The organism is Cellulomonas sp. GTC20042, assembly GCF_055389595.1.
Window position 1 is genome coordinate 332298 of the sequence record NZ_AP043678.1, and the last position, 19386, is coordinate 351683.

General features: G+C 73.6%; 16 protein-coding genes. 10 read left to right on the forward strand and 6 right to left on the reverse strand.

The genetic code is table 11. The annotated features are described in order from the left end of the window. Position 1: 1 nt before the first annotated feature. Positions 2 to 526: a bacterial proteasome activator family protein gene (locus ACZ5HG_RS01545; protein ID WP_464179992.1), complete on the reverse strand. Its 525-nt coding sequence runs from the start codon at positions 524 to 526 to the stop codon at positions 2 to 4. A 17-nt stretch (positions 527 to 543) separates the two neighbouring features. Then, on the reverse strand, positions 544 to 1527 hold the full coding sequence (locus tag ACZ5HG_RS01550; protein ID WP_464179994.1) for an NAD(P)H-quinone oxidoreductase: 984 nt from the start codon (positions 1525 to 1527) through the stop codon (positions 544 to 546). A gap of 258 nt (positions 1528 to 1785) precedes the next feature. Here ACZ5HG_RS01550 and ACZ5HG_RS01555 point away from each other — a divergent pair, with 258 nt between their 5' ends. The 5 genes from ACZ5HG_RS01555 to ACZ5HG_RS01575 all read left to right on the forward strand — a co-directional run bounded on the left by ACZ5HG_RS01555 (position 1786) and on the right by ACZ5HG_RS01575 (position 8052). Further along, on the forward strand, positions 1786 to 6093 hold the full coding sequence (locus ACZ5HG_RS01555) for a sensor histidine kinase (RefSeq protein ID WP_464179996.1): 4308 nt from the start codon (positions 1786 to 1788) through the stop codon (positions 6091 to 6093). Continuing rightward, entirely contained in the window at positions 6090 to 6539 is a 450-nt protein-coding gene (locus tag ACZ5HG_RS01560) for a roadblock/LC7 domain-containing protein (protein WP_464179998.1), read from the forward strand. Before ACZ5HG_RS01555 ends, ACZ5HG_RS01560 begins: the two co-directional genes overlap by 4 nt. Positions 6540 to 6546: 7 nt before the next feature. Then, the gene (locus ACZ5HG_RS01565; RefSeq protein WP_464182073.1) at positions 6547 to 6921 is read left to right on the forward strand and encodes a DUF742 domain-containing protein; all 375 of its coding nucleotides are present in this window, start codon (positions 6547 to 6549) and stop codon (positions 6919 to 6921) included. Beyond that, complete coding sequence (locus ACZ5HG_RS01570; protein ID WP_464180001.1) at positions 6902 to 7546, forward strand: GTP-binding protein; 645 nt, start codon at positions 6902 to 6904, stop codon at positions 7544 to 7546. The genes ACZ5HG_RS01565 and ACZ5HG_RS01570 overlap by 20 nt, the downstream gene beginning before the upstream one ends. A 92-nt stretch (positions 7547 to 7638) precedes the next feature. Further along, positions 7639 to 8052, forward strand: a complete 414-nt coding sequence (locus ACZ5HG_RS01575) for a PIN domain-containing protein (RefSeq protein ID WP_464180003.1) — start codon at positions 7639 to 7641, stop codon at positions 8050 to 8052. Between the two features lie 178 nt (positions 8053 to 8230). Here the strand turns inward: ACZ5HG_RS01575 and ACZ5HG_RS01580 are convergent, their stop codons facing one another. The 3 genes from ACZ5HG_RS01580 to ACZ5HG_RS01590 form a co-directional block, all read right to left on the reverse strand. Continuing rightward, complete coding sequence (locus ACZ5HG_RS01580) at positions 8231 to 8800, reverse strand: NYN domain-containing protein (RefSeq protein ID WP_464180005.1); 570 nt, start codon at positions 8798 to 8800, stop codon at positions 8231 to 8233. 365 nt (positions 8801 to 9165) lie between these two features. Next, positions 9166 to 9765: a class I SAM-dependent methyltransferase gene (locus ACZ5HG_RS01585; RefSeq protein WP_464180007.1), complete on the reverse strand. Its 600-nt coding sequence runs from the start codon at positions 9763 to 9765 to the stop codon at positions 9166 to 9168. Next, positions 9762 to 10778 carry a LacI family DNA-binding transcriptional regulator gene (locus ACZ5HG_RS01590; protein ID WP_464180009.1) on the reverse strand — a complete coding sequence of 339 codons (1017 nt, stop codon included), beginning with the start codon at positions 10776 to 10778 and terminating at the stop codon, positions 9762 to 9764. The genes ACZ5HG_RS01585 and ACZ5HG_RS01590 overlap by 4 nt, the downstream gene beginning before the upstream one ends. Positions 10779 to 11021: 243 nt before the next feature. On the opposite strand from ACZ5HG_RS01590, the gene ACZ5HG_RS01595 reads away from it, so the two are divergent. The 5 genes from ACZ5HG_RS01595 to ACZ5HG_RS01615 all read left to right on the forward strand — a co-directional run bounded on the left by ACZ5HG_RS01595 (position 11022) and on the right by ACZ5HG_RS01615 (position 18283). Further along, positions 11022 to 12317: an extracellular solute-binding protein gene (locus ACZ5HG_RS01595; protein ID WP_464180012.1), complete on the forward strand. Its 1296-nt coding sequence runs from the start codon at positions 11022 to 11024 to the stop codon at positions 12315 to 12317. Between the two features lie 7 nt (positions 12318 to 12324). Next, positions 12325 to 13344 carry a carbohydrate ABC transporter permease gene (locus ACZ5HG_RS01600; RefSeq protein ID WP_464180014.1) on the forward strand — a complete coding sequence of 340 codons (1020 nt, stop codon included), beginning with the start codon at positions 12325 to 12327 and terminating at the stop codon, positions 13342 to 13344. Then, the gene (locus ACZ5HG_RS01605; RefSeq protein ID WP_464180016.1) at positions 13344 to 14231 is read left to right on the forward strand and encodes a carbohydrate ABC transporter permease; all 888 of its coding nucleotides are present in this window, start codon (positions 13344 to 13346) and stop codon (positions 14229 to 14231) included. The genes ACZ5HG_RS01600 and ACZ5HG_RS01605 overlap by 1 nt, the downstream gene beginning before the upstream one ends. A 147-nt stretch (positions 14232 to 14378) precedes the next feature. Further along, entirely contained in the window at positions 14379 to 16736 is a 2358-nt protein-coding gene (locus tag ACZ5HG_RS01610; RefSeq protein WP_464182074.1) for a beta-xylosidase/alpha-l-arabinosidase, read from the forward strand. A gap of 5 nt (positions 16737 to 16741) precedes the next feature. Then, complete coding sequence (locus ACZ5HG_RS01615; RefSeq protein WP_464180018.1) at positions 16742 to 18283, forward strand: glycoside hydrolase family 43 protein; 1542 nt, start codon at positions 16742 to 16744, stop codon at positions 18281 to 18283. Between the two features lie 73 nt (positions 18284 to 18356). On the opposite strand, the gene ACZ5HG_RS01620 is transcribed toward ACZ5HG_RS01615, so the two are convergent. Then, positions 18357 to 19316, reverse strand: a complete 960-nt coding sequence (locus ACZ5HG_RS01620; RefSeq protein WP_464180020.1) for an acetylxylan esterase — start codon at positions 19314 to 19316, stop codon at positions 18357 to 18359. Positions 19317 to 19386 lie beyond the last annotated feature (70 nt).

The window sequence follows — 19386 nt, forward strand, 5'->3', positions numbered from 1 at the left end:
GTCAGAGGTACTGGCCGGGGCCCTCGCCCGCGGAGGCTCCGGGGGCGTCCGGACCGTCCGGGGCGTGACCGCCGGGCAGGGCGCGGCGCATCTGGCTGAGCTGGGCCTGCGCGGCCATCTGCTGCGCGACCAGCGCGGTCTGCAACCCGTGGAACAGGCCCTCCAGCCAGCCGACCAGCTGCGCCTGCGCGATGCGCAGCTCGGCGTCGGAGGGGGCGGAGTCGTCGGAGAACGGCAGGGTGATCCGGTGCAGCTCGTCCACGAGCTCGGGGGACAGGCCGTCCTCCAGCTCGTGCAGCGAGCGCTCGTGCACCTCGGCCAGGCGGGCGCGGGCGGCCTCGTCCAGGGGCGCGCTGCGCACCTCCTCCAGCAGCTGCTTGATCATGGTGCCGATCCGCATGACCTTCGCCGGCTGGCCGACCAGCGCGCTCGGGTCCTCCGGCTGCTCGCCCGGCGCCGGGTCGGGAGTCTCGCCGCCGCCCAGCACCACGACCCGCGGGGCGCGTCCCTCGTCCGTCTCGCTCATCCGGCCATCCTGCCCCGTCATCCGGCGGCCAGCAGCAGGACCTTGCCGAACACCCGGCCGGAGTCGAGCAGCCGGTGCGCCTGCGGGGCCTCCGCCAGCGGGACCCGGCTGTCGACCACCGGGCGCAGCCGCCCGTCGGCGAGCATCGGCCACACGTGGGCGTGCACGTCCGCGACCAGGCGCTCCTTCTCGGGGAGCGGGCGGGGCCGCAGCGTGGTCGCGGCGACCGAGGCACGCCGGGCCATCAGCGCCCCGAGGTCGAGCTCGCCCCGGCTGCCGCGCTGGGTGCCGATCACCACCAGCCGACCGCCGACCGCCAGCGCGGCGACGTTCCCGGCGAGCCCGCCCGCGCCGAGCACGTCGAGCACCACGTCGGCGCCGTGGCCGTCGGTGGCGTCGAGCACGGCGGCGGTGACGTCCTGCGTGCGGTGGTCGATCACCACGTCCGCGCCGAGGGCACGGCAGCGGTCGGCGCGCTCGGCCCCGCCGGCGGTGGTGATCACCCGGGCGCCGAGGGCGGCCCCGATCTGCACGGCCACCGAGCCGACGCCGCCGGACCCGCCCTGCACCAGCAGCACGTCCCCGGCGCCGAGCCGACCGACGTCCACCAGGTTCGACCACGCGGTGCACACCGCCTCGGGCAGCCCGGCGGCGTCGACCAGGTCCAGGTCCTCCGGGACGGGCAGCAGCAGCCCGGCGGGCACGACGGCGAGGTCGGCGTAGCCGCCGCCGGCGAGCAGCGCGGCGACCCGGTCGCCCACCGTCCAGCCCTCGACGCCGGGGCCGAGGGCGTCGACCGTGCCGGACACCTCCAGCCCGGGCCACTCCGGCGCCCCGGGCGGCGGCGGGTAGCGGCCCTCGCGCTGCATCAGGTCGGCGCGGTTGACCCCGGCCGCCGCGACGCGCACCCGGACCTCGCCGGGGCCCGGCACCGGGTCCGGCCGCTCGCCCACGACCAACGCCTCCGGTCCGCCCGGCTCCCGCACCTCGATCACGCGCACCGGACGAGCGTACGACCGGCCCCCGCGGTCGTGCGTGCGGGTGAAAGGGCGGCGGCACCCGACGGCGTGAGTCCCGCGTGATGACGGCGTCCGAGCAGGTCGCGGAGAAGCGCTGCACGGATGAATCCGTTGTCGGGGCTCATGTCCTCGCCCGCGCGCGCCGATGAGACGAAGACGGGTGCTGTCCGTGGCGCCCGCGCTCGGTCGCGGCTGGCGGCGGCCGGGTGGCGACAACCAGGGATGGGAAGGCAGGTCGACATGCTGCGCAGGCTCGGCATCCGCACCAAGGTGCTGGCGGTGCTCGCGGTGCCGGTGCTCGTCCTGCTCGCCCTGTCCGCGTTCATCTCGCTGCAGTCCTTCGACCAGGCGCGCACCGCCGCGGCCGTCGAGGACGTGGTGCGCACGCTGCCGCAGTACGCCCGGCTGGCCGAGGCCTTGCAGCAGGAGCGCACGCTGTCCATGCAGAGCGTGTCGGGATCGCCGCTGTCCGGCAGCATCCAGGCCTCCCGCAAGGGCACCGACGACGCGATGGCCGCGCTGGAGCAGGCGGTCGCCGACCTCGACGTCAGCCCGCTGGACGCCCGCGTGGCCGAGGCCGTCGCGGCCTCGCGCAGCCAGCAGGACAAGATCGAGTCGATCCGTCAGCGCGTGGTCGACGGCACGGTCCCGTCGTCGCTGGTCGACAGCAACTACACCGACATCATCGCCGCGGCGAACGACGTGCCGGCCCTCGTCGCCGAGACGCTGTCCGACCGTTCGCTGGCGAGCCGGCTGTCCGCCTACGGCTACATCGCCGACACGATCGAGCAGGTGCTGCGCGCGCAGCCGACCGCCCTCGAGGTGTTCGCGGACGACGGCGCCGACACCAGCCGCGTGCGCGAGCTCGCCTCGCTGTTCGCCGTGCAGGACGCCGCCCGTGCCGACGCCCGCACCGCGACCAACAACCTGCACCTGGCCGGCATCCAGCTGCCGTCCCGCGATGCCGACCTCACCGCCCTGCAGCTGTCGCTGGTGTCCGGCAACGAGCTGACCGTGTCTGCGCTGGACACGAACCGGTGGAACACGCTGACCAACGCCGAGCTCGCCGGCCTGCGCCCGGTGGCCGACGACCTGCTGTCCTCCGCGTCGTCACAGGCGTCCTCGCTGGCGAGCAGCGCCCAGCGCGAGGCCGTGATCACGATCAGCGCGACCGTGCTGGCCACCGCGCTGTCGATCGTGATCGCCTTCCTGGTGTCCCGCGGGATCGTCGTGCCGCTGCGCCGCCTGACCTCCGCGGCCGGTGACGTGCGCGAGGAGCTGCCGCGCCTGGTCGAGCAGGTGGCGGTGCCGGGCGAGACCCCGGACCTCACGCTCGCCGAGATCCCGGTGGAGTCCTCCGACGAGGTCGGCAAGCTCGCCGCCGCGTTCAACTCGGTGAACGCCACCACCATCCAGGTCGCCCGTGAGCAGGCCGCGCTGCGTGGCTCGATCGCGGAGATGTTCGTCAACGTCGCCCGGCGCGACCAGGTGCTGCTCGGTCGCCAGCTGTCGTTCATCGACCAGCTGGAGCGCACCGAGGAGGACCCGGCGGCGCTGGCCAACCTGTTCCGCCTCGACCACCTCGCCACCCGTATGCGCCGCAACGCCGAGTCGCTGCTGGTGCTCGCCGGCATCGACTCCGGCCGCCGCCTGCGCGAGGCGATGCCGCTGTCCGACGTGATCCGCACCGCGTCCTCGGAGATCGAGCAGTACGACCGGGTGCAGCTCGAGCTGCGCGCGGACCCGCTGATGCACGGCTTCAACGCGCTGGCCGCCGCCCACCTGCTCGCCGAGCTGCTGGAGAACGCGACGCTGTTCTCCGAGCCGGGCACCCCCGTGATCGTCTCGACCGGCGTGAGCGGCGACCTGGTGACCGTCCAGGTGATCGACCAGGGTCTCGGCATGACCCCCGAGGAGCTGGCGGAGGCCAACGCGACGATCGGCGCGACCGCCGCCACCGACGCGATCGGCGCCCAGCGCCTCGGCCTCTTCGTGGTGGCGCGCCTGGCCCGCCGCCTCGGCGCGCACGTCCGCCTGGAGCGCGCCTCCGGGCACCACTCGACCTCGGGCACGGTGGCCGCGGTCTCCTTCCCGGCGGCCCTGTTCACCTCGCACGACCCGGCCCTCGGCGGTCAGTCCGCCCCAGCGCCGGCGCAGCGCCAGGTCAGCGGCCCGGCCACCGGGGCGATCCCCGAGGCGCCGGTGGCGGTGCCGGTCGACCTGGCCGCGCTCACCGACGGTGCGACCACCACCGGCCTGCCCAAGCGCCGCGTCAGCGGTGCCCAGGCGCCCAGCGAGCCGGAGGTCGTGCTGCCGGCCCCCGCCGAGGCGACCCTGTCGCCGGAGGTCGCGGCCGCCGCCGCCGAGGTGTGGACCCCGCAGGTGCCCGCCGCCGGCCCCGCCGCGCTCCCCTCGCGCGCCGCGCTGCCCAGCCGTGACGAGGCCGCGCCGCTGCCCACCCGCACCCCGGCGACGCCCGCTGCGCCCGAGCCGGAGCCGACGCCCGACGTCGACGCCGCCGGCCCGCGCAGCGGCCTGTTCGCCGGGTTCCGCGGTCGCGACGCGCTGCCCCGCCTGACCGAGCTGCCGATCACCGACGACGAGCCGGCCGCCGCGCCGGTGGACGCGGTCGAGGCCGCCCCGGTCGGCGAGACGGACGCCCCCGCCTGGGGTGCCGACGCCTGGTCGCCGGACGCCTGGCAGGCCGAGGAGCCGGTCACCGAGACCGCGCCCGCCGACGCCGCGCCAGCCGAGGCCGCGTTCGCGCCCGCCGAGGACCTGGCGAGCCCGCTGGACGCCACCCCGGCGCCCGAGCCCGTCGACCTGCTGCCGGAGATCCCCGCGCTCGCCCCTGACCCCGAGCCCGAGGTGCCGGCCGAGCCCGTCGCGCCGGCGGCGCTGGTCGTGCCCGGTCTGGTGCCGGACGAGCCCGCCGAGGACGCGTGGGCCTGGTCGAGCGCCGCGCAGGACGTCGCGGAGACCGTCGACCCCGCGTGGTCCGAGGCCGAGCCGTGGGCGCCGACCGAGCCGCAGGCCGCCCCGGCCGCCCCCGCGTGGGACGCCGCCGAGCAGTGGTCCGCGCCCGAGCCGCCGTCCGGTCTGCCGGACCTCGCCGACCTGCCCGCTCCCGTCGGTGAGCCGGTCGCCGGCCTGGCCGCGCCCGCGCCGTACGCCGCGCCCGAGCCGTACGTCGCGCCCGATCCCGTCGTCGAGCCGATCGCTCCCGAGCAGCCGGTGCTGTCCTCCTGGTCCGCCGACCAGCACTGGGCCGCGCCGACCGAGGCTCCGGCCGCCGCGCTGCCGACCCGCGCCTCCGCGCTCCCGCCGACGCCCGTCGCGCCGGAGCCGATCGCCCCCGAGCCGGCCCCGGTCCGCGCCTCGGCGTTCTCGCCCGCCGCCGAGCCCGTCGAGCCCGCCGCCCCGCTGCCCGACTTCGCCTCGCTGGTGCAGGGCGACGGCCGCGAGGAGCTGCACCGCGAGCGTCCCCGCAAGACGAAGCGCTCGTTCTTCGGCCGCCGCAAGCCCGTCGCCCAGCCGCCCGCCGCCCCGGCAGCGCCGGTGGCCGCAGCCCCGGCGGTCGACCGCCCGGCGTGGACCCCGAGCACCGCGTGGAGCGCCGGCGAGGAGCCCGCCGCCCCCGCCGCCTGGACCCAGCAGCCCGCGCCGGTCGTCGAGCCGGAGCCGGTGGCCGCGCCCGTCGCCGAGCCGCCCGCCGCCCCCTCGTGGGCCGCCGAGCCGGTGGTCGAGACCCCGGAGCCGGTCGCCGAGACCCCGGCCTGGTCGCCGCAGCCGGCCGCCTCCTGGGCGCCGGAGCCCGCCGGGCAGAACCCCGCCGTGCCGCTGTGGGCGATCGCCCCGGAGTCAGGGCCGACGCCGCCCGCCTGGGCCCCGCAGGAGCCCGCGCCCGCCGCCAGCACCCCGGGCTGGTCCGCCGCGCTGCCGACCCGCACCCCGGCCCCGGTGCCGCCGCCGGTGGAGGAGCCCTCGGCCTCGACCATCCCCGCCGTCTCCGCGCCGCGCGACGTCAGCGCCTGGGCCTCCGCCTGGTCGCCCGAGGGCGGTGCCGCCGGCACGACCCCGTCGTGGGCCACCGGGGCGACCGCGCGCCAGGGCGACGCCCCCGCCGCCGCGTCGCACTCGGGTGCGCTCGACGCGGAGGCCGCCGCGATGCTCGCCCAGCGAGCCGACATCCAGGAGCAGGCGTTGTCCGAGCTGAGCCAGCTCTCCGCGTACCGGCCGACCGTGGTCGACCGGCCCGCGAACGGGGCGCTCACCCGCCGTGTGCCCACCGCGATCCCGGCCGCGCCGGAGATCGAGGCGGACACCGAGGGCACCGCGGCCCGCGACGCCGACGGCCTGCGCAGCCGCCTGTCGTCCTTCCAGTCCGGGACCCGCCGGGGGCGTCGTGCCCTCGCCGAGACCGAGTCCGGTGACGTCCCCGCCCCGGGGGCCGAGCCCACGCCCGACCAGCAGCCCGCCGGAGTCGTCGCCGACATGGTGAACGCAGCCCACGCAGCCTCGGCTGCACCACGTCAGGAGGATGAGTGACCACCCTCAGCACCGAGGCAGCCAACTTCGGCTGGCTGCTGGACAACTTCGTCCGGACCGTGCCCGGCACCCGGCACACGCTGGTGGTGTCCGCGGACGGTCTGCTCATGGCGATGTCCGAGCAGCTCGACCGCACCAGCGGCGACCAGCTCGCGGCGATCGTCGCGGGCATGTCCAGCCTCACCCGGGGGGCTGCCCGTCAGCTCCGCGCGGGTGACGTCCGGCAGGCGATCGTGGAGATGGACAACCTGTTCCTCTTCCTGATGACCGTCTCCAACGGGTCGGTCCTCGCCGTGGTGGCAGACGCCACCTGCGACGTCGGCCTGATCGGCTACGAGATGGCCATGCTGGTCTCGCGGACCGAGTCCACCCTGACCCCGCAGCTCATCTCCGAGATGCGCGGTCAGCTCCCCGTCGACGGCGCCACGCGCGCGCCCACCATGTGAGGTGCCGATGAGCGAGAGCGAGTTCGAGACCCGGACCGTCCGGCCGTACGCGGTCACGGGCGGCCGCGTGCGCTCCGAGCGGTCCGACTACCCGATCGAGGCGCTGGTGGAGCTGCTGCCCGCCGGTGTCGGCGGTCAGGGCCTCCCCCCGGAGAAGCGCGCCATCCTGCAGCACGCGTCGCACGGCTACATCTCGATCGCCGAGCTGTCGGCCCTGCTCCACCTGCCGCTCGGCGTGGTGCGCGTCGTCGTGTCCGACCTCGTGGATGCTGGCTTCGTGCGCGTCCACGCCTCCGACCCGGTCGAGGTCCGCACCGGCCAGTCGCCCGCCCTGTCCCTCAGCGTCCTGGAGAGTGTTCTCAATGGCATTTCCGCCCTCTGACGCCGCGGCGGCCCCGGTGACCGCCTCTGTTCCCACCGCCCGTCCGGCCTCCGGCGCCGTGGACCCGTCCGCCGCGCCGACGGTCGTGAAGATCGTGGTGGCGGGTGGTTTTGCGGTGGGCAAGACGACGTTCATCGGGTCGATCAGTGATATCGAGCCGTTGAACACCGAGGCGGCGATGACCGAGCACTCGGTGGGTGTGGACGACGCCGGTGGTGTGTCGGACCGCAAGACGTCGACGACGGTGGCGATGGACTTCGGTCGGATCGCCCTGCCGGGGTCGTTGTGGTTGTACCTGTTCGGGACGCCGGGGCAGGACCGGTTCTTGTTCATGTGGGACGACCTGGTGCGTGGTGCGATCGGTGCGGTGGTGCTGGTGGACACCGATCGGTTGGACCAGTGCTTCCCGGCGGTGGACTACTTCGAGTCCCGGGGCATCCCGTTCGTGGTGGGGGTGAACTGCTTCGACGGTGTGGCCAAGCACCGGTTGGAGGACGTCCGCGAGGCGTTGGCGATCCCCGCGCACGTGCCGGTGCTGTACACCGACGCGCGTTCGCGCACCGCGACCAAGCAGACGCTGATCTCGCTGGTGCAGCTCGCCATGGAGCGCCTGCGCTCCGCCTGAGCATGCCCTCCCGCCCCGCCGAGGGCGGACCACGAGCGCCGATCCGCACGGTCGGCCCGTCGTCGCCGCAGAGCCCGCTAGGCTCTCGCGACGTGCGGGTCTATGCCGACGGGTCGGCGCTCGTGCGCTATCTCCCCGGCCCGCCCCACGCGGCGGCCTGGCAGGAGTGGGCGGCCGAGCACGAGCCCGAGCTGCTGGTCACGTCGCTGTCCCTGGGCGAGCTGCGCGCCGCTGCCGCCCAGCAGCCGACGGACGTGCGCCTGCGCGCCCTCGACGTGCTGGGCCGCTTGGAGGAGGTCCGGTACTTCGACCAGGCGCTGCGCGTCGCCTCGATGAGCACCGCGGTGCTGTCCCCGTTCGCCGCCCTGCACCTCGGCGTCGCGGTGGCCCACCCGGAGATCGGCGGCTACGCCTCCTACGACCAGCGCCTGGTGCAGGTGGCGGCGATGCACGGGCTGCGGATCGTCTCGCCCGGGCTGCCGGACCGGTGGTGGGACGCGGGCTGACCGGTCGACGTCACCGCGACACCGATGTCCCGGAGTCGGAGCACCAGTGTCGACCGCGGGTCGGGATGTCGGTCGGGCTGTTCAGCGCCGGCTGGGACCTCCGAGGCGACTGAGACGACTGTGCGAACGATCGCGGCCTCGTGACTGGCGCATTCTGCTGGCAACAGGCGTTCGCATGTCAGATTCGAGGTCGATACGGCCCAGGCTTCGGCACTCCGCTCTGTCCGCGATCGGCGGTTGGCATCGTGTAGTCGAGATCGTCGGTGACTCCCCAGTACGCCTGACGATCCAGCCAGATGCAGTAGAGGCTCTGTCCATCCAGCCGAATGCGAAGCGGCTTGCGGCCGGGGTCGCCTTTCCACGCTGCGACCTCCACTCGCGGTGAGCCACGGGAGACGGTGCGCCGAGCTACGAACGAGATCGCCGGCTTCAGGTCGTAGTCGGCAGACATCACGATGGCGACGTCGTACCGATCCTCCATGCACATGGTTGCGAGGTCGACGGCGAGGGAGACGTCGATGCCCTTCTCTCGGGGCTTGTCCTTGCAGCCGATCTCGCCCCAGTCGTCTGGATAGCGCAGATCGGTGAACGTGCATCGCACCTTGGCATTCGACCGCCACCGTGCCTCTTGCCGCCGGAAGGCGGCATAACCCTTGGTGTCGTTCTGCTGTGTCGGGCGACCTCTGTAGATGCGGATCTCGGTGAGTTCGTAGGACTCATCGGGGTGTCGGTTCGCGTGGTCGCGCATGAGGATGTGAGCCAGGTCGACAGGGTCTACTTGGCCGCGCGTGGCCGGGTCTTCACGCGAGTGGAAGCTCTCGCGCGCGCATGTAGACGTTCTGCCAGTCGAAGAAGACCACCACTCGCTTCGTCACGAGTTCCCCTGGAACGAAAAAGCCCCGTCGTGCGGCGATGCCGGACAACGGGGTGGATTGCCTGCAACGTTACTGTTGCGCACGCGCAAGAAGCAACCAGAAGTGACGGGCGTCACATCGATTCGGTCTGCCCCTGCCTAGCAGGCGCAACTGCGGCTCGACGGTGGCGGCGCCGAGGCGCGCGATCCCGTGCCGGACGATGATGAGCGACGCTTCGGAGGAGCGACCGTGTCGGCAATCACGGACGTGTGACCGGCGACCGCCACACCGCGAGGTACCGCCACATCGCCAGCCGCCGGTAGCGGACCCCGGGCAGCGCCCGCCGCAGCAGCCGGTGGTTCTCCGCCCAGGTGAGCGGCGGCTGCGCGCGGACCATCGCGGGCTCCCAGGTCGGGCGACCACGGGTGCGCAGCCGGTGAGCCAGCACGTCCCGCGCCTCGATCACGGCGTCGAGCGGCCCCGCCGAACCGCCGATGCCGAGCAGCACGACGGTGCCGCCCGGCCGGAGCACCCGGCGGACCTCGGCCAGCGCGGCCGCCGCGTCGACGTGGTGCAGCACCATCGCCAGGGTCACGGCGTCCAGCGAGGCGTCGGCGCACGGCAGCGCGAGCGCGTCGCCGACCGCGAACCGCACGCCCGGCCGCACCGTGTTCGACAGCACCATGGGGTCGGTGTCGATCCCGAGCACCTGCCGGCCCGGGGCGGCGAGCGCGCGGGCGAGCGTGCCCTCGCCGCAGCCGACGTCCAGCACCACGCGGGCGTCGGCGGGGACCGCGCGCAGCATCGCCGGGTGGCGGTGGGTGGTGTGGTTCCACCGTCGCGCGACGAGATCGGTCATCGCGGTGCGGGCGGGGCGGTGGTGCCGCGCTCGACCAGGGTGGTGGGCAGCCGCACGTGCTCCGGCGCGGCGGCATCGTCCGTCCCGTCCGTCCCGCCCAGCCGGTGCAGCAGCAGCTCGACCGCCGCGGCGCCGAGCCGTTGCAGCTCCTGCCGGACGGTGGTGAGCGGGGGCTCGGTGGCAGCGGACTCCGGGATGTCGTCGAAGCCGACCACGGACAGGTCGTCGGGCACCCGGACCCCCAGCCGGTGGGCCGTGTCGAGGATGCCCATGGCGGACAGGTCGTTGGCGGCGAAGATCGCGGTGGGCGGCTCGGGCAGCGCGAGCATGGCCGCGGTCGGCGCGTCGGCGCCGTCGCGCTGGTACTCGGCCACCCGCACCAGGTCCGGGTCCGGGGCCAGGCCCGCCTCCGCGAGGGCCTGCCGGAAGCCGGCCTCGCGCAGCCGCGAGGACTCCAGGTCGGGGCGTCCGCCGAGGAAGCCGATCCGGGTGTGGCCGAGCGCGAGCAGGTGCCGGGTGGCGAGCACCGCGCCGGCCAGGTTGTCCGAGTCCACGCTGGACAGGTCGCCGGGACCGGCGTGCGGGTCGACCGCGACCACCGGCACCTCGCCGTCGGGGTCGACCACCGTCGGGGTGACCAGCACGGCGCCGTCGATCAGCGTGCCGCTGAGCCGGGCCAGGTAGCGGCGCTCCCAGCCGGGTCGTCCGGATCCACCCCCGGTGTAGGCGAGCAGGGCGTAGTCGGTGCCGGCGAGCGCCGCGCCGGCACCCTTGAGGATCTCGGTGCTGAACGGCTCGAACTCGGCCACCAGCACCCCGATCACGTGCGTGCGGTGCGACCGCAAGGAGCGCGCGACGATGCTCTGCTCGTAGCCGAGCCGCTGCACCACCTCCTGCACGTGCGCGACCGTGCGGGCGGCGATGCCGTCGCGTCCGTTGATCACCTTCGACACGGTCGCGACCGAGACACCGGCCTCCTGCGCGACGTCCGTGATCGTCACCCGGCGAGCCATGACCGACATCCTAGGGTGACTAAAACGTTATCGACAACGGTTGACATGCACCTTCGTCCGCTGTCAGAGTCGGCCGTGCAGCACCGGTCAGCGATGACGAGGGGCCTGGCGGCGAGCACAGCAGCCCGCAGCCGGCGTCAGCGACGACGCGCACCGCGGGGGTCCACGCCCCCGGCACATCCGGTCGACCCCGTTCGGGGATTGACCGTCTCGTGAGGTCAGCTCAACGAAGAGGACAGATCGATGAAGGCGAAGAAGACACTGGCGGCGTGCGCCGTCGTGCTCATGGGGACGCTGGGCCTCGCGGCCTGCGGGAACGGGGACGACTCGGGCTCGAGCTCGAGCGACGGCAAGGTCGAGATGACCTTCTGGCACAACTCGACGACGGGTGACGGCAAGGCCTACTGGGAGAACACCGTCAAGGCGTTCGAGGACGCCAACCCGAACGTCACGATCAAGATCCAGGCCATCCAGAACGAGGACATGGACGGCAAGCTGCAGACCGCCCTGAACTCGGGCGACGCGCCGGACATCTTCATGGCCCGTGGCGGCGGCAAGCTCGCCGACGTGGTCGAGGCGGGTCAGGCCATGGACCTCACCGACACCCTCTCCGACAACGCGAAGTCCGCGGTCGGCGAGGCCTCGCTGAACGCGTTCAGCATCGACGGCAAGGTCTACGGCATGCCGACCTCGGTGCTGCCGGGTGGCATCTACTACAGCAAGGACCTGTTCGCCCAGGCCGGGATCACCGAGACCCCGACGACCATGGACGAGCTGAGCGCCGCGGTCGACAAGCTCAAGGCCGCCGGCATCCAGCCCATCGCGCTCGGCGCGAAGGACGCCTGGCCGGCCGCGCACTGGTACTACTTCTTCGCGCTGCGCGAGTGCTCGAAGGACACGATGGCCGAGGCCGCCAAGTCCAAGAACTTCGACGACCCGTGCTGGGCGAAGGCCGGTGAGGACCTGAACGACTTCGCCGGGACCGAGCCGTTCAACAACGGCTACCTCACCACCACCGCGCAGCAGGGCGCCGGTTCCTCGGCTGGCCTGCTCGCCAACCACCAGGCCGCCATGGAGCTGATGGGTGCGTGGGAGCCCGGCGTCGTGGCCTCGCTGACCCCGGACGAGAAGCCGCTGTCCGACCTCGGCTGGTTCTCCTTCCCCGCCGTCGACGGTGGCAAGGGTGACCCGTCGGCCATGATGGGCGGCGTCGACGGCTTCTCCTGCTCGGCCGAGGCCCCCAAGGAGTGCGCCGACTTCCTGAACTTCATGGTCGAGCAGAAGCAGCAGGAGGGCTACGCCGAGGCGTTCGTCACCCTGCCGGCGAGCAAGGACGCGCAGTCCGTCGTCACCGACCCGGCCCTGAAGGACGTGCTGGCCGCGTACAACGACGCCGCGTACGTGTCGGTCTGGCTGGACACCCTGTTCGGGCAGAACATCGGCAACGCCCTCAACACCAGCGTGGTCGACATGCTGGCCGGCAGCGGGAGCCCCGACGGCATCGTCGAGGCCGTGAACGCCGCAGCAGCCAAGGAGTAGCACCACCATGAGCGACTCGCAGGGCGCCGGCCCGCTGGTCACGCAGACGCCCGAGGGTCGCTCGGGCGCCGGGGAGGGCACCACCACGGTGCCGTCCCCGGCGCCCCGGCCGCGCCGACGTCACGCGGACTGGCGCAAGCGGCTGGAGATCGGGCTGCTGTCCGGTCCGGCCATCATCATCTTCGTCGCATTCGTGATCTTCCCGGTCGTCATGGCGGCGTACTACGGGTTCTTCAAGTGGAAGGGCTTCGGCCCGCCCACCGAGTTCGTGGGGCTGGAGAACTACCTCACGATCTTCAAGGACCCCGCGTTCCACGACGTGCTGCGGCACAACGGCTTCATCCTCGTGATGTCGCTGGTGATGCAGGGGCCGGTCGCGGTGATCATGGCACTGCTGCTCAACCGCAAGATCCGCGGACGTTCGCTGATCCGCGTGCTGATCTTCGTGCCGTACGTGATCTCGGAGGTCATCGTCGGTACCGGGTGGAGCCTCATGCTCCAGACCTCCGGTGCGGTCAACGACCTGCTGACCAAGATCGGGCTGTCGGGGTGGGCGGTCGACTGGCTGTCCGACCCGAAGATCGCCATCTGGTCGCTGATGATCATCATCACGTGGAAGTACGTCGGCTTCGCCGTGATCCTCTTCCTCGCCGGTCTGCAGTCGATCCCCGAGGAGCTGCACGAGGCCGCCGCGATCGACGGCGCCACCTACTGGCAGGCCCAGCGCAGCATCACGCTGCCGCTGCTCGGCCCGACGATCCGCATCTGGGCGTTCCTGTCGATCATCGGCTCGCTGCAGCTGTTCGACCTCGTCTACATCATCTGGGGCCAGTACGTGTCCTCCACGGCGGGCACCTCGACGATGGCGACCTACATGGTCTCCAACGGCCGGCTCGCCGGGAACTACGGCTACGGCAACGCCGTCGCTGTCGTGCTGTTCCTGATCTCGCTGATCATCGCGCTGGCCTACCAGCGCTTCGTGCTCCGTCGTGACACCGAGGGCGCACTGACGGGAGGGAAGAAGTGATGGCCGCTACCGCCGTCCAGGCCGCCCCCGCGCCCGCCCCGGCTCAGCCGAGGCGCAAGCGTGGCACGTCGCTGGAGCGCGTCAACCCGACGGTCTACGTGCTCGCCTGGCTGCTGGTGGGCGTGTGCATCGCCCCGGTCGCCTACATCATCCTGGGCGGTCTGCGCACCAACTCGCAGATCACGCAGAGCCCCGCCGGCCTGCCCACCACCTGGGAGTTCGGCAACTACCTCGACGTGCTGAACAGCTCGCTGTTCTGGCAGCAGGCCGCGAACTCCGCGATCACCGGCATCGCCACCACCATCGGCGTCGTGGTCCTGGGCGTGATGGCCAGCTTCGTGCTCGCCCGCTACGAGTTCTCCGGGCGCGGCGCCATGTACTCGCTGTTCGCGGCGGGCCTGATGTTCCCGATGACCGTGGCGATCACGCCGCTGTACATCCTGATCAAGAACCTCGGTCTGATGAACAGCCTCGCGGGGATCATCCTCCCGCAGATCGCGTTCGCGCTGCCGACCACGATCATCATCCTGGTGCCGTTCCTGCGGGCGATCCCCAAGGAGCTCGAGGAGGCCGCCGCGATCGACGGTGCCGGCCGGCTCGGGTTCTTCTTCCGGATGGTCGTGCCGCTGTCCGTCCCGGGCGTGGTGACGGTGGGCATCCTGGCGTTCGTCGCGAGCTGGAACAGCTACATGCTGCCGCTGTTCATCCTCAACGACGAGTCCCAGTACACGCTGCCGCTCGGCGTGCAGTCCTTCGCCTCGCAGTACTCCGTCGACACGGCCCGCGTGCTGGCGTTCACCTCGCTGTCGATGATCCCCGCCCTGGTGTTCTTCTCGCTCTTCGAGCGGCGCATCGTCGGCGGCCTCACCGGAGCCGTCAAGGGCTGAGGCCCGCGCCCGGCGGCGACCCGCTCGTCGTCGCCGGGCCGCCCGCCCGCCTGTCGTGCACCACCCCCGCTCTCGAAGGAGAAGGACCGCGTGTCCGAGATCCCCCTGCCCCACGTCTCCGACCGCGTGCGCGACCTGCACGCGTCGATGACCCTCGAGGAGAAGCTCGCGCAGCTCGTGGGCTACTGGCTCGACCAGAACGGCACCGTCGCGCCGATGCAGTCCGAGATGGCCGCCGGCCAGAAGGACTCCGGCCAGCTGCCCGAGATCACCCGGCACGGCCTGGGCCACTACACGCGGGTGTACGGCACCCGCCCGGTGGAGCCCGCCGAGCGTGCCGCCTGGCTGTGGGCGGAGCAGCGCCGGCTCAAGCGGGAGACCCGCCTGGGCATCCCCGCGCTGGTGCACGAGGAGAGCCTGACCGGCCTGGCCGCCTGGCGTGCCGCCACCTACCCGACGCCGCTGGCGTGGGGCGCATCCTTCGACCCCGACCTGGTCGAGGAGTCGGCACGGGCGATCGGCGACTCCATGCGCGAGCTCGGGATCCACCAGGGGCTCGCGCCGGTGCTCGACGTGATCGGCGACCCGCGCTGGGGCCGGGTGGACGAGTGCATCGGCGAGGACCCGTACCTGGTCGGCACCGTCGGCACCGCCTACGTGCGCGGCCTCCAGGACGCGGGCGTGCACGCCACCCTCAAGCACTTCGTCGGCTACTCCGCCTCCGGCGCCGGGCGCAACCACGCCCCGGTCAGCGCCGGCCCGCGCGAGCTCGCCGACGTGTACCTGCCGCCGTTCGAGATGGCCGTCCGCGACGGCGGCGCCCGCTCGGTGATGAACGCCTACGTCGCGATCGACGACCTGCCGATGGCCGCCGACCCCACCTACCTGACCGAGGTGCTGCGCGAGCGCTGGGGCTTCGACGGCGTCGTGGTCGCCGACTACTTCGCGGTCGCGTTCCTCGAGGTCATGCACGCCGTGGCCGCCGATCGCGGGGAGGCCGCCGCCTTGGCGCTGGCCGCCGGGATCGACATCGAGCTGCCCACCGGCGACGCGTACCTGGAGCCGCTGGCCGAGCGGGTGCGCGCGGGCGTGGTGGACGAGGCCCTGGTGGACCGGGCCGTGCTGCGCGCGCTGGCGCAGAAGGAGGACCTCGGGCTGCTCGACCCGGAGGCCTTCGAGGACGAGCCGCCGACCGACATCGACCTCGACTCCCCGCGGCACCGCGACCTCACCCGTCGGCTGGCCGCCGAGTCGATCGTGCTGCTGAGCAACGACGGCGTGCTGCCGCTGGGGCCCGGATCCACCGTGGGCGCCCCGCGCCGGGTCGCCGTGGTCGGCCCGAACGCCGCGCGCACCGAGGCGCTGATGGGCTGCTACTCCTTCGCCAACCACGTGCTCGCGCACCACCCGGGCGTGCCGATCGGCTTCGAGATCCGCAGCGTGCTCGACGCGGCCCGGGTCGCCGTCGGCGCGCTCGGCGCCGAGGTCGTGCACGCCCCCGGCTGCGAGGTCGAGGGCGACGACACCTCCGGCTTCGCCGCCGCGGTGGAGGCCGTCGAGGGCGCGGACGTCGCCGTGGTGGTCGTCGGCGACCAGGCCGGGCTGTTCGGGCGCGGCACCGTCGGCGAGGGCAACGACGTCGAGGACCTGGAGCTGCCCGGCGTGCAGCGCGCGCTGGTCGAGGCGCTGGTCGCCACCGGCACCCCCGTGGTCCTGGTGCTGCTCACCGGCCGCCCCTACGCGATCGGCTGGGCGCTGGACGGCACCGGCGCGAAGCCGGCGGCGGTGCTCCAGGCGTTCTTCCCCGGCGAGGGCGGCGGCGACGCGATCGCCGACGTGCTCACCGGCGCGGTCAACCCCTCCGGGCGTCTGCCGGTGTCGCTGCCGCGCTCCGCGGGCGCGCAGCCGTTCCGCTACCTGCACCCGATCCTCGGCGGTCCGTCCGACGTCACCTCCACCGACCCCACGCCGGTGCGGCCGTTCGGCTTCGGCCTGTCCTACGCCGCCTTCGGGTACACCGACCTGGTGGTCGACCCGACGGTCTGCTCGGAGGGGTCCTTCGAGGCCGCCGTCACGGTGACCAACACGGGTACGGTCGCCGGCACCGAGGTCGTGCAGCTCTACGGGCGTGACCTCGTCGGCTCGGTGGCCCGCCCGGTCGCCCAGCTGCTCGGCTACGCCCGGGTAGACCTGGCCGCCGGGGAGTCCCGGCGCGTGACGTTCCGGGTGCCGACGTCCCGGCTGGCGTTCTCCGACCGACGGATGGTGCGGGTGGTCGAGCCCGGCGAGGTGCAGGTGTGGGTGGCGTCCCACTCCTCGGCCTCCGCCGTGACCGCCGAGGTCACCGACTCCACGGGCGGCGCGATCAGCAGCGCGCGCGAGCGCACCGCGTGGTCGATCCCCGGCACCGCGACCGCCCGGCGCACGCTGACCGTCACCGGCGGCGTGCACGAGGTCACCGGCGCCGACCCGCGGCTGGTCGAGGTGAAGGTCACCGCACCGTGACGGTGGTGCCGAACCCGATCCTGCCCGGCTGCTACCCGGACCCCTCGATCTGCCGGGTGGGGGAGGACTACTACCTGGTCACCTCCACCTTCGAGCACCTGCCCGGCCTGCCCGTGCTGCACAGCAGGGACCTCGTGTCGTGGGAGCAGATCGGGCACGTCGTGGACCGCCCCGGGATGCTCGACTACTCCGGGATCGCCTCGTCCGGCGGACTGTACGCGCCGACGATCCGGCACCACGACGGGCTGTTCTGGGTCGTGTGCACCCTGGTCGACCAGCAGGACGCGAGCCGGGGCGGCAACTTCCTGGTCACCGCGCAGGACCCCGCCGGCCCGTGGTCCGACCCGGTCTGGCTGGACGCCGACGGCATCGACCCCTCGATCCTGTTCGCCTCCGACGGGCGGGTCTGGGTGCACGGCACCCGCCTGGCCGCCGAGCCGCTGTGGCACGACCAGACCGAGGTGTGGCTGCGCGAGCTCGACCCCGCCACCCGCACCCTGGTCGGCCCCGAGCACGTCATCTGGCACGGCGCCCAGGAAGGCGTGGTCTGGGCCGAGGGGCCGCACCTGTACGAGATCGACGGGCGGTTCCTGCTGGTCGCGGCCGAGGGCGGCACCGAGTTCCACCACGCCGTCGCCGTCGCCCGCGCCGATGCGGTGACCGGGCCGTACGTGGGCGCGCGCACGAACCCCGTGCTCACCCACCGGCACCTCGGCCAGGGCAGCGACGTCGTCGGCGTCGGGCACGCGGATCTGGTGCAGGGCCCGGACGGCGACTGGTGGGCGGTGCTGCTCGGCATGCGCCCCTACGGCGGCTACCACTACCCGCTCGGCCGGGAGACCTTCCTGGTGCCGGTGGTGTGGGAGGACGGCTGGCCGGTCTTCGCGCCGGGTGCGGGCCGGGTGCCGGCGTCGGTGCACGTGCCGGGTGCGTGGACGCCGGGGGTCGCGCAGGGGCGCGCCTCCGGGGTGGTGGGGCCGTCGGATCTGCGCTGGACCTCGATCCGGGCGCTGCCCGCCGAGATCGCCGCCCCGGCCGGCGACGGCTGGGACCTGCCGCTGCGGCCGTCGACCCTGGCCGACCTCGACCCCACCGCGTTCCTCGGCCTGCGCCAGCAGCACCAGGACCTCGACCTGCGCGTCGTGCTGCACGCCGACCTCGCCGAGGGCGAGGACGTCGGCATCGCCGCCCGCCAGTCCGAGCGGCACCACGTCCGCCTGTCCGTCGGCCCCGCCGACGCGCAGGGGTCGCGCACGGCGACGCTCGTGCGGTCCACCGGCGAGACCCTCGGCACCGTCGTGCTCGACGGCGAGCCCGGGGCCGCGATCACGCTGCTCCTGCGGGCCCGGGGCGCCGACTACGCGCTGCTCGCGGCGCTCGGGGACGCCGAGCCGGTGCTCGTCGGGCACGCCGACCCGCGCTGGCTGGACTCGGTCAGCACCGGCGGATTCCTCGGCGTGTGGCTCGGGGTGCACGCCAGCAGCCACGGGCAGGCGACGGGGACCGTGGTGCGGGTGGAGCGGGTGGAGTACCTGCCGGTGGCGTGAGCCGCCGGACGGCGATCGTGGCGCCGGGGCAGAGGCCGATCCCTCTGCCCCGGCGCGGCCGTGCGCCCGCCGCTCAGCCCAGCGTGCGCCGCACGTAGTCCACCGACTCCAGGTCCTCCACCGCGCCGCCACCCTCGTGGCCGTTGTACCGCCACACGCGCAGCTCCTTCGGTCCCTGCCAGGCGTGGTGCGCGGCCACCACCGTCGACGGCGGGACGATCTCGTCCATCATCCCCACCGTGATCCGTGCCGGCGCCGTGCCCCGGCGTGCGAACGCCACCCCGTCCACGTAGGACAGCGTGCGCAGCACCCGCTCCTCGCTGCCCCGGTGCATCCGCAGGTACTCGACCACCTCCGCGAACGGCTTGGTGTCCGTGATCCCGATGGCCCGCGCGATGTCGCAGAGGAACGGCACGTGCGCCACCACCGCGTCGACCTCCGCCAGCGACCCGGCGGCCAGCGCCATCGCCCCGCCCTGGCTGCCGCCGACCACCGCCACCCGCGAGGCGTCCACGCCCGGCAGGAGCCGCGCCGCGTCCACCGCCAGCGCCGCGTCGGTGAGCAGCCGCCGGTAGTAGTAGGTCGCCGGGTCCTCGATCCCGCGGGTCATCACGCCCGGCGCCTGCGGCCCGGTGCCGTGCGGGTCCGGCGTCGCGCCCCGGCTCCACCCCGAGCCCTGGCCGCGCGAGTCCACGTACAGGTGCGCGAAGCCCGCCGACGCCCACAGCAGGTTCTCGGTCACCTCACCCCGCCCGCCGCCGTAGCCGACGAACTGCACCACCACCGGCAGGTCAGCATCCACACCCGCCGGGCGGCGGTACCAGGCGCGCACCGGCTCGCCGCCGAAGCCGCTGAACGTCACGTCCCACACGTCCAGCGTGGTCAGCGGCCCGTCCACCCGCTCCAGCGTCGGCGGCGCCCCCGCCGCACGGCTCTCCGTCAGCGTGCTCGTCCAGAAGTCATCGAAGTCCTCCGGCTCCACGAGGCTGCTGGTGTGCTGCCACAGCAGCGGCTCGGGCAGGTCCTGGTACACGTGTCACTCCGTCGTCGTCCGTGCGGGTCAAGTCGTGGAAAACGGTATCGGCTCGTGGGTGCGGGCCGGG